The sequence below is a fragment of the Congregibacter sp. genome, assembly GCF_045107095.1.
GTDB lineage: Bacteria > Pseudomonadota > Gammaproteobacteria > Pseudomonadales > Halieaceae > Congregibacter.
On sequence record NZ_JBGCFU010000127.1, the window covers coordinates 22,849 to 31,723 of the forward strand.

12 protein-coding genes are annotated in these 8,875 nt (G+C 55.3%); 8 read left to right on the forward strand and 4 right to left on the reverse strand.

Annotated features, from left to right (window positions below):
• Nucleotides 1–22: 22 nt before the first annotated feature.
• Together mutM and AB8B76_RS15205 are read left to right on the forward strand one after the other, a co-directional pair.
• Nucleotides 23–835, forward strand: a complete 813-nt coding sequence (gene mutM / locus AB8B76_RS15200) for a bifunctional DNA-formamidopyrimidine glycosylase/DNA-(apurinic or apyrimidinic site) lyase (protein ID WP_405273722.1) — start codon at nucleotides 23–25, stop codon at nucleotides 833–835.
• 52 nt (nucleotides 836–887) lie between these two features.
• The gene (locus AB8B76_RS15205) at nucleotides 888–1,277 is read left to right on the forward strand and encodes a hypothetical protein (RefSeq protein ID WP_405273723.1); all 390 of its coding nucleotides are present in this window, start codon (nucleotides 888–890) and stop codon (nucleotides 1,275–1,277) included.
• Nucleotides 1,278–1,362: 85 nt separating this feature from the next.
• On the opposite strand, the gene coaD is transcribed toward AB8B76_RS15205, so the two are convergent.
• Both coaD and rsmD read right to left on the reverse strand, forming a co-directional pair.
• Nucleotides 1,363–1,848: a pantetheine-phosphate adenylyltransferase gene (gene coaD, locus AB8B76_RS15210; RefSeq protein WP_405273724.1), complete on the reverse strand. Its 486-nt coding sequence runs from the start codon at nucleotides 1,846–1,848 to the stop codon at nucleotides 1,363–1,365.
• 58 nt (nucleotides 1,849–1,906) lie between these two features.
• Nucleotides 1,907–2,482: a 16S rRNA (guanine(966)-N(2))-methyltransferase RsmD gene (rsmD, locus tag AB8B76_RS15215; RefSeq protein ID WP_405273725.1), complete on the reverse strand. Its 576-nt coding sequence runs from the start codon at nucleotides 2,480–2,482 to the stop codon at nucleotides 1,907–1,909.
• Between the two features lie 86 nt (nucleotides 2,483–2,568).
• On the opposite strand from rsmD, the gene ftsY reads away from it, so the two are divergent.
• From ftsY to trmB, 6 genes are all read left to right on the forward strand, one after another.
• Nucleotides 2,569–3,675, forward strand: a complete 1,107-nt coding sequence (gene ftsY, locus AB8B76_RS15220; protein WP_405273726.1) for a signal recognition particle-docking protein FtsY — start codon at nucleotides 2,569–2,571, stop codon at nucleotides 3,673–3,675.
• Between the two features lie 7 nt (nucleotides 3,676–3,682).
• On the forward strand, nucleotides 3,683–4,360 hold the full coding sequence (gene ftsE / locus AB8B76_RS15225) for a cell division ATP-binding protein FtsE (RefSeq protein WP_405273727.1): 678 nt from the start codon (nucleotides 3,683–3,685) through the stop codon (nucleotides 4,358–4,360).
• Nucleotides 4,350–5,327, forward strand: coding sequence for a permease-like cell division protein FtsX (gene ftsX / locus AB8B76_RS15230; RefSeq protein WP_405273728.1), 978 nt, complete (start codon nucleotides 4,350–4,352; stop codon nucleotides 5,325–5,327). Before ftsE ends, ftsX begins: the two co-directional genes overlap by 11 nt.
• Nucleotides 5,328–5,568: 241 nt before the next feature.
• Nucleotides 5,569–6,411: an RNA polymerase sigma factor RpoH gene (gene rpoH, locus AB8B76_RS15235; RefSeq protein ID WP_405273733.1), complete on the forward strand. Its 843-nt coding sequence runs from the start codon at nucleotides 5,569–5,571 to the stop codon at nucleotides 6,409–6,411.
• A 44-nt stretch (nucleotides 6,412–6,455) separates the two neighbouring features.
• A complete protein-coding gene (locus AB8B76_RS15240) occupies nucleotides 6,456–6,836 on the forward strand; it encodes a DUF423 domain-containing protein (RefSeq protein WP_405273729.1) in 381 nt (126 codons plus the stop codon).
• 4 nt (nucleotides 6,837–6,840) lie between these two features.
• Nucleotides 6,841–7,545 carry a tRNA (guanosine(46)-N7)-methyltransferase TrmB gene (gene trmB / locus AB8B76_RS15245; RefSeq protein WP_405273730.1) on the forward strand — a complete coding sequence of 235 codons (705 nt, stop codon included), beginning with the start codon at nucleotides 6,841–6,843 and terminating at the stop codon, nucleotides 7,543–7,545.
• Here the strand turns inward: trmB and hemW are convergent.
• Nucleotides 7,542–8,681: a radical SAM family heme chaperone HemW gene (gene hemW / locus AB8B76_RS15250; protein WP_405273731.1), complete on the reverse strand. Its 1,140-nt coding sequence runs from the start codon at nucleotides 8,679–8,681 to the stop codon at nucleotides 7,542–7,544. The genes trmB and hemW overlap by 4 nt on opposite strands.
• Nucleotides 8,682–8,695: 14 nt before the next feature.
• Nucleotides 8,696–8,875: non-canonical purine NTP pyrophosphatase (locus AB8B76_RS15255; RefSeq protein WP_405273732.1), on the reverse strand; the 180-nt coding region annotated here is incomplete at its 5' end.

Genomic DNA, 8,875 nt, shown 5'->3' on the forward strand with positions numbered 1-8,875 from the left:
GTCAATGTAGAGTCCTCAGCGAATGCCTGAATTACCTGAGGTAGAAACGACTCGGCGTGGCCTTCGTGCCCACGCGGAGGGGCGTCGAGTAGTGTCGGTAGCTCTTCGCGAAGGTCGATTGCGCTGGCCGGTACCTCCGACACTGCCCGAAATTCTTCAGGGACAAGCCGTGCGTTCTTTGGAACGCCGAGCTAAATATCTCCTCTTCCGTATGGACCATGGAACCCTTTTGGTGCATTTGGGGATGTCGGGATCTCTGCGCGTGCTCTTGGAGCCACAAACGCCAGCGAAGCACGATCACATCGATATAGAGCTGGATAGCGGTGCTGTGCTCCGCTACAACGACCCCCGCCGTTTCGGCAGCTTTCAATGGTTTCAAGCGGGTGAAGAGATCACGCCCTTGGGCCGTCTGGGGCCTGAACCACTCTCGATCGATTTTGATGGCAGGCGACTGTTTGAGCTCTCTCGTGGCCGAAAGTTGGCCGTAAAACCCTTCATCATGGATGGCGCAACCGTTGTGGGTGTCGGTAATATTTACGCCAGTGAAGCGCTCTATCTTGCCGGGATTCGTCCGGACCGCGCCGCGAGTCGCGTATCAGAGGCACGCTATGAGCTACTTTCAGAACATATAAAGCAAGTACTTACTAACGCTATAGAGCAAGGCGGAACTACCCTTAGAGATTTTGTAGGGGGTGATGGCAAGCCGGGCTACTTTGCCCAACAGCTGTATGTTTACGGGCGTTCCGGGGCTCCCTGTAAGGCCTGTGGAACGCCCCTGAGGGACAAAGTTATCGGGCAGCGCGCCAGTGTTTATTGCATAGCCTGTCAGCGTTGATCTGGGTACACTTGCTGTGGGCTCAGTTAGTCCCTATTGCGGAGGAAACAACGTGTTAGCTCAACTATCGCAGGTAAAACGTCACATAGGTTTAATCCTTGTCGCCCTATTGATCGCGCCATCAGGATTTGCCCAGAGCTCCATCGATGAACAACCAAACGCTTTCGCCATGGCCGGCGACCTGGTGGTGGCTCGGCCAATTGGTCTGGTTATGACCGCGGTAGGTGGTGCAGCATTTATTGTCTCGTTGCCCTTTACTGCGCTCGCTGGTTCGGTGTCCGAGTCAGCCGAGAGTTTGGTGCTGGGTCCAGCAAAAGAAACTTTTGTGCGCTGCCTCGGTTGCCGGGTATCTGGTTACAGCTACAAAGACGTGGAGCGACGCCGCCAGCGCAAGGAAGAAGAAGCTGAGCAGGCAGCAATGGAAGCTGCTGAGCAACAGTAGAGCTTCAAGGTAATTCGAGCCGCGGTGAACCGCGGCTTGTAAGTTTGCCAGTTCTACCGCTTCAGGGCAGTGAAACCCCGGGCACTCAGCCGGGAAACTTCTGCGCTAGCGCCGCACTCACGTTGGTGGGCACGAAGGGCGTGATATCCCCCTGCAGGGCTGCTATCTCTCGCACCAGCGAAGATGATATGTAAGACAGGTGCTCGCTGGGGGTAAGAAAAATACTCTCAAACTCGGGATAGAGCGCCCGGTTCATGTTTGCCAGCTGAAATTCATATTCGAAATCTGCGACTGCCCGCAGTCCGCGCAGCACGCAGCGAGCATCTTCGCTGATGGCAAAGTCTGTCAGTAGATTGCTGAAGCCTTTCACCTCTACATTATCTATATCTGACAAGGCTTCGGAGCAGAGCTCCACGCGCTCTTCCAGACTGAAGAGCGGTGTTTTTTTCTCGCTGAAGGCGATAGCTACCACGACTCTTTCAAATAGTTGGGATGCGCGCTGGACCAAATCCACGTGGCCGTTGGTAATGGGATCAAAGGTCCCGGGGTAGATAACGGTTCGATTATTCACAGTGTGTTCCCGAGCCTCCGAAGACAGGGATACTAAACAATCGACTTCGCCCTCTCAATCAATCTGTGGGGAGTCGATAGAGTTCGTAAATCACACCAGCACTCTTTTTACTTCGGTATTGTTCCCAACTGTCCGGGAACCCCGGGCTTTGCGAGGGCGCGTACTCCACATAAACAAGGGCATTTGGGTTGAATACGCTATGGTCATGCAATTGATCCAGGACGCTGTCCAGGAGATCGCTGGCAAAGGGCGGGTCTAGAAACAATAAGTCAAAGCCGTTAGCGCCAGTATTGTTTAGAAACTGCAGCGCATCACCCCGATAAACGGCCCCCCGGTTTTTTGCGGCCAACACAGCAAGCGCCTGATCCAGCATTCGCGCAGCTTGTTGCTGTTGCTCCACGAATTGACAGTACGCCGCACCTCGAGACAGTGCTTCAAGGCCTAACGCGCCTGTGCCTGCAAACAGATCGAGACATCGGGCTCCAACGATCTCCGGGGCTAGCCAGTTAAACACTGTTTCGCGGATCCGGTCTGTAGAGGGACGGAGCCCGGGAAGATCTGCCACAGGTAGTTTTCGGCCTCGCCATTCCCCGGCGATTATCCGAAGCTTGCCCGTACCTTTTCTTTCTCCCAAGACGCTACTCCCGTCGCAGCATGATTCCCCGCGATGATACGATAGAGACCTCACCACAACACACGCCTGAGCCAAACGTTTTAGAGATGAAGTTTTTTAAATCCAAGCCCAAAGTCGCCCCTGACGAAGCTTCTGAAGCTACTCCTGGCGCCATTCCCGACGTGGCGCCTGATGCCACTCTTGATGTGCAGACGGACGAGGTTTCCGAGGTAATGACACAGGAGCCTGCAGCGGTGGTGGCGGAGCCTGAGCTTGATGATGCCAAGGCCAAAGAGCCCGGATTTTTTGGTCGCCTGAAGCGTGGTCTGGGACGTACCAGTGACAGTCTTGCAACGGGTTTCGGTAATCTCTTTTTGGGCCGCAAAACCATCGATGCGCAGCTGCTTGAAGAGCTGGAGTCCCAACTTCTCATAGCGGATGTGGGCATCGAGGCGACCAGCGAGATCATCTCTCGTTTAACTGATCGAGTATCCCGCAAAGAGCTGGCTGATCCGGAAGCGTTGATGCAGGGCCTTCGCGATGAGCTTCAAAGTATCTTGTTGCCCTGCGAAAAGAGCCTTGATGTAAGCGCCGGGGCGCCTTTTGTGATTCTGATGGTCGGCGTTAACGGTGTGGGTAAAACGACGACTATTGGTAAGTTGGCCCGCCGTTTTCAGGAAGAAGGCCGCTCCGTCATGCTTGCGGCAGGAGACACGTTTCGCGCTGCGGCAGTGGAGCAGTTGCAGCACTGGGGTGAGCGTCATGATGTACCGGTGATTGCTCAGCACACGGGTGCTGACAGCGCTTCGGTGATTTACGACGCACTACAGGCGGCGACCGCACGGGGAGTCGATGTGCTTATCGCCGATACGGCGGGGCGACTGTCGAATAAAAGTCATCTTATGGATGAACTCAGTAAGGTGGTGCGGGTGATGGGCAAGCTCAATCCAGACGCGCCTCATGAGGTAATGCTGGTTCTGGATGCAGGGACGGGACAAAATGCGCTTGCGCAGGCAGCACAATTTCGAGATGCCGTGGGCGTCACTGGTTTGACCCTTACCAAGCTGGATGGCACCGCTAAGGGCGGCGTTATTTTTGCCATCGCAAAGCGCTTGGGCCTACCCATTCGATTTATCGGGGTAGGTGAGTCAGCGTTGGATCTTCGGCCATTTGTTGCCGAGGAGTTTATTCAGGCTTTGTTTGATCGTGATTGACTGAGCCATGATCGAATTCGAGCGCGTCAGTAAACGCTATGACAACAGCCACGATGCGCTGCGCGAAGTAAGTTTCTGTATAGATCCCGAAGAGTTGGTCTTTCTGACCGGGCATTCTGGTGCCGGTAAAAGCACGCTACTACGTTTGATTATGCTCATGGAGCGTCCTAGTCGTGGTCGGGTCACGGTCGGGGGATCCGACCTGAGCAAGTTCAGTCGGCGCAGCATTCCCCGTCACCGACAATCTATCGGCGTAGTGTTTCAAAATCACAAACTACTCATGGATCGCCCGGTTTATGACAACGTCGCCTTACCTCTGCAGATCGCGGGCTTTGAGTATCGCGATATTGACCGACGGGTGAATGCGGCGCTCGATAAGGTTGGGCTCCTGGATCGTGTGCAGTCCATGCCCATGAGCCTCTCGGGGGGCGAACAGCAACGCGTAGGAATCGCCCGAGCGGTGGTGGGACGCCCTTCCATTCTGCTCGCCGATGAGCCGACGGGTAATCTGGATCCCGAATTGTCCGCAGAGATCATGCAACTGTTTGTGGACTTCAGTCAGGTAGGAGTCACCGTACTCATTGCGAGTCACGACCTGGCTTTGATATCGCGCTTACGCCACCGGATTATCACGCTGAACGACGGTCGTCTCGTTTCTCCCGGAGTCAACATTGATGTTCCGTAAAGCGGCCAAGTCGACGGGGGGCAATGCACGGCCCCGAAAGATTCGGTGGGTCGCGCGTTGGCGCGGCTGGCGGCGTCATCACAGCCAATCGGCTGCCGACAGTCTGGCAAAAGTCGTGAGCCAGCCAGTTTCCAGTTGCATGACATGGTTGGTGATTGGCATAGCGATCGCTTTGCCGACGGGACTTTGGGTGGTGCTGGGCAATGTGTCGCAGCTTTCAGAGCAGCTCGAACGTCCGGCACAGCTGTCGTTGTTTCTCCAGGCGGAACAGCCGGTCGATAAGGCTCGGAGTCTGGCGCTGACCCTGTCGCAGCGAGAGGATATCCAAAGCACAGAGTTTGTCGATCGCGACGATGCTCTGGCTGAGTTTGTTCAGCGCTCTGGCATGGGTGAACTCGCCAAAGGGTTGCCACAGAACCCCTTGCCGCACTTGCTCTTGGTGGTGCCTGTACCCGCTTCTCCCGGAGCTTTGAGTGAACTCCGCCAGAATCTGGAGTCCCTTCCTGAAGTAGAGGAAGCGCTGCTGGACACTTTGTGGCTACAGCGTCTTCAATCGCTTATGACGCTGGGACGTAGAGCTGTTCAGTTGCTGGCAGTCCTACTGCTGGCCGCAGTGGTCTTGGTGCTGGGAAACACCATCCGCCTGGCCATCGAGAGCCGCCGGGATGAAATCATTATCGTAAAGCTCGTGGGCGGTAGCGATGCCTTTGTGCGGCGACCCTTACTCTATACGGGCTTATGGTTCGGCCTTGGTGGTGGCGCGGTAGGTGCTATTTTGGTCGCGCTCGGTACATTTTTGCTCGCATCGCCTGTTAATGCGCTATCGGCCGCTTATCAGAGCAGTTTTATACTGCAGGGCCTCGGACTCGTAGACAGCTTGCAGTTAGTCTTACTCGGCGCCTTTTTGGGCCTTGCAGGCGCTTGGTTGGCCGTTGCGAGGCATTTAAAAGCTATAGAGCCCCGGTGATCGAGGATGACCAGGTGATCCGCTCTTATAACAAAATAGTATAGATAACTCTGTGAAGGGAACTTTCTCAGATTTAGCACTCTAATACTGAGAGTGCTAGAATCCGTCCCCCGTTGTGGAGTAGACCGTGACAGAACTGATGACTTCATCACTAACGACATCAATTACGACACCAATGAAAGCAGCTTACGATGGCTTGCTTGGCACCGATGATAATTCATCGGCGCCGTCTGGTACGCAGATGTTGGCCGTCGACCAGATGGTACCCGGAGCGAATCTTGCCGCTTATGTGCAGGCTGTGGCTCGGGTCCCGGTTCTCAGTGCCGAGCGCGAGCACGAGTTGGCCGAGAAGCTGTTTTACGATGGTGACGTGCAAGCTGCCCGCGAACTGGTTATGTCTCACCTGCGCTTTGTGGCGCACATTGCGCGGAGCTACCGCGGGTATGGTCTGGCGGAAGCGGACCTGATCCAGGAAGGCAATGTCGGTTTGATGAAAGCGGTTAAGCGCTTTGATCCCACTAAAGGCGTACGTTTGGTGTCCTTTGCGGTGCACTGGATCAAGGCTGAGATACACGAATATATTTTGCGTAACTGGCGAATTGTCAAAGTGGCCACCACTAAAGCGCAACGCAAGTTATTCTTTAATCTTCGCGGTCAAAAGAAGACTTTGGCTTGGCTGAGTGCTGACGAGGCTAAAGCCGTCGCGAATGACTTGGGCGTCGATGTTCAGGAGGTCCACCGTATGGAGGGTCGACTGAGCAGCCATGACGTGGCTTTTGACGCTCCCGTGGGCGCTGATGACGAAGAGGGCTGGCAGGCTCCGCAGTACTATCTTGAAGATCACACTGCAGATCCTGCGATCGATGTGGAAGAAACTGAGTGGCAAGCTGATAGTCAGGCGCAGCTGCATTCAGCGATTGCCGAGCTCGATGAACGCAGCCGTAATATTCTTGCCCAACGTTGGCTCACGGACGACAAGGCCACACTGCACGAATTGGCTGCAGAGTACGGCGTGTCAGCAGAGCGTATTCGACAACTCGAACAGGCCGCGATGAAGAAAATTCGTCAGGTGCTGATAGCCTAGTCGCCTCTTCGGCAATACCGGGGCGCGATAGCGCCGAGTTTTTCATGGCACAGCTTGGATTTTTCTTAGGGTCACTCGGTGGTTTGTTAAGCGTTGCTTTTGGCGCCTTCGGTGCCCACGCGCTTCGAGATCGTCTGGATGCTTATTCTCTCGGGGTTTTCGAGACCGCCGTTCAGTACCAGTTTTATCATAGCCTCGCTCTTCTCATAGCGGGCCTCCTTCTTGTTCAATTCCCGGCATCCATTCTTCTGAAGTCCAGCGTGGTTCTGTTTGTGCTGGGCATTTTGCTTTTTTCCGGAAGTCTCTATGTCCTGAGTTTTACCGGAATACGTTGGTTGGGCGCGATTACACCCCTGGGTGGACTCGCATTTATTGCGGGCTGGTCGTGCTTGGCCGCGGCAGGCTGGCAACTTCTAGGCCAGTGATCCCATGACCGATAGCGCGCAGAATCCGCGACGCATCAAGAGCTTTGTATTGCGTGCCGGGCGTATGACCGAGGCTCAGCAACGGGGCTTCGATGAGGGCTGGGCGCTTTGGGGCGTTGAATATCGACCAGAGCTTTTACACTTTGACGAGCTTTTTGGGGGTACTGGCGAACGAGTCCTGGAAATCGGTTTTGGCATGGGCCAATCACTTCTGGATATGGCCGCGGCTCGACCCACTGCGCAGTACCTGGGAGTGGAAGTTCACCGGCCTGGTGTTGGCAGGCTCCTTCACGGGGTGCAGGAGCGAGGGCTGACTAACATCCGGGCGATTTGCCATGACGCAGTGGAGGTTCTCGAGAACTGTATCGCGCCGGGGTCCTTGCAGCGCATACAGATTTACTTCCCCGATCCGTGGCACAAGAAGCGACACAATAAACGCCGCTTGATTCAACCGCTGTTTACCGAACTTTTAGTTAGTCGTTTAGCTGTTGGCGGCATTCTTCATCTTGCCACCGATTGGGAGCCCTATGCCGAGCATATGCTTGAAGTGCTGAATGCCAGCCCCTCTCTGGAAAACTGTAGTCCTGATGGTGATTATGTGCCGCGGCCGGAAGAACGTCCGTTAACGAAGTTCGAACTTCGCGGCCAGCGTCTGGGGCACGGGGTATGGGACTTGCTGTATCGACGCGGTAGCAACACTAAGACCTAAGCAGAACCTTCGGCGAAAAACGCAGCGACTACATCGTCAAGAAAGCGCAGTCCAAGATCTGTTGTGCGGATATGTTCTTGATTGTGCTGGACTAGTCCTCGGTCGACGAGCTTTCTCACCGTGGTGTCCAGGCGACTCGCGTTGAGACCGGTTCGGGCTTCGAATAAATCAAGGCTAAAGCCCTCTGAAAGCCTTAGGGCGTTCAGCACAAATTCTCCCTGGCGATCCGCTTCATCCAGCGCGCGAAAAGCTTTGCGTTTGATACCGCCCGCTGCAAGGTAATCTTCGGGCTGTCGCGTTTTGGCGTAGCGGAAAATTTCACCACTCTCGGTGCTTAGTTTGCCGTGGGCTCCCGCGCCAATGGCCATATAGTCTCCGAAGCGCCAATAGTTGAGATTGTGCTGACACTCTTGGCCTGGCTGCGCCCAAGCCGAGATTTCGTAGCGGTGGTATCCCGCAGCGCGTAGAACACGGGCTCCTTCTTCCTCGAGACTTCCTAGAATCGATTCGGCAGGAAGCCGCGGCGGATTCGAGTAGAACCGCGTATTCGGTTCAATAGTCAGCTGGTACCACGATAGATGGGGTGGGCTTAGGGATAGCGCGCTGCGAATATCATTCAGTCCAAGCTCCAGATTCTGCTCTGGAAGACCGTGCATTAGATCTATGTTGTAGCTGCTTGCGCCAGAATCCCGGGCTGCCGCCACTGCTTCGCGGCCCATCTTGCTATCGTGAATTCTACCTAGGGCCATCAAGCAAGCATCATCGAAACTCTGTATGCCGAGGGAAAACCGCGTAACTCCTGCGTCAGCATAGCCTTCAAGACGCGCGGCCTCCGTGCTGCCGGGATTTGCCTCCATAGTCACTTCGGCATCGGCGGCGAGTCCGATGCTCCTTACCGCATCCATCAGCCGCTTTATTGCGTTGACGCTGAATAGGCTGGGTGTTCCGCCGCCAATAAATACAGTTTGTATGTCGCACCGCTGACCTTTTGCTTCTTCCCTTAAGTCTGCGATAAGGGCATCGAGATACGCCGTCTCGGGTATCTCCAGCGCCTCATGGGAGTTGAAATCGCAGTAAGGACATTTGCGCTCGCACCAAGGCAGGTGCACGTAAAGGCCAAGCTGGGGCGCCCGCATTCGCGCAGCTCGTTTTAGGACTGACCCAGCAGCGCGAGCATTTCTGCCGCCGCAAGGCCACGGTGGCTGATGGCGTTTTTCTCTGCGGATTCAAGCTGGGCGGCACTGACGCCATGGCTGGGTACAAAAAATAGTGGATCGTAGCCAAAGCCGCCATCACCATGAGGTTCGCGGAGTATCAGTCCTTCCCAGCG

What these genes read in the sequence shown, in the direction of transcription:
- mutM (WP_405273722.1), top strand. Translation starts at nt 23, where the DNA reads ATGCCTGAATTACCTGAGGTAGAAACGACTCGGCGTGGCCTTCGTGCC.
- ftsY (WP_405273726.1), top strand. Translation starts at nt 2,569, where the DNA reads ATGAAGTTTTTTAAATCCAAGCCCAAAGTCGCCCCTGACGAAGCTTCT.
- ftsE (WP_405273727.1), top strand. Translation starts at nt 3,683, where the DNA reads ATGATCGAATTCGAGCGCGTCAGTAAACGCTATGACAACAGCCACGAT.
- ftsX (WP_405273728.1), top strand. Translation starts at nt 4,350, where the DNA reads ATGTTCCGTAAAGCGGCCAAGTCGACGGGGGGCAATGCACGGCCCCGA.
- rpoH (WP_405273733.1), top strand. Translation starts at nt 5,569, where the DNA reads ATGTTGGCCGTCGACCAGATGGTACCCGGAGCGAATCTTGCCGCTTAT.
- AB8B76_RS15240 (WP_405273729.1), top strand. Translation starts at nt 6,456, where the DNA reads ATGGCACAGCTTGGATTTTTCTTAGGGTCACTCGGTGGTTTGTTAAGC.
- trmB (WP_405273730.1), top strand. Translation starts at nt 6,841, where the DNA reads ATGACCGATAGCGCGCAGAATCCGCGACGCATCAAGAGCTTTGTATTG.
- hemW (WP_405273731.1), bottom strand. Translation starts at nt 8,681, where the DNA reads ATGCGGGCGCCCCAGCTTGGCCTTTACGTGCACCTGCCTTGGTGCGAG.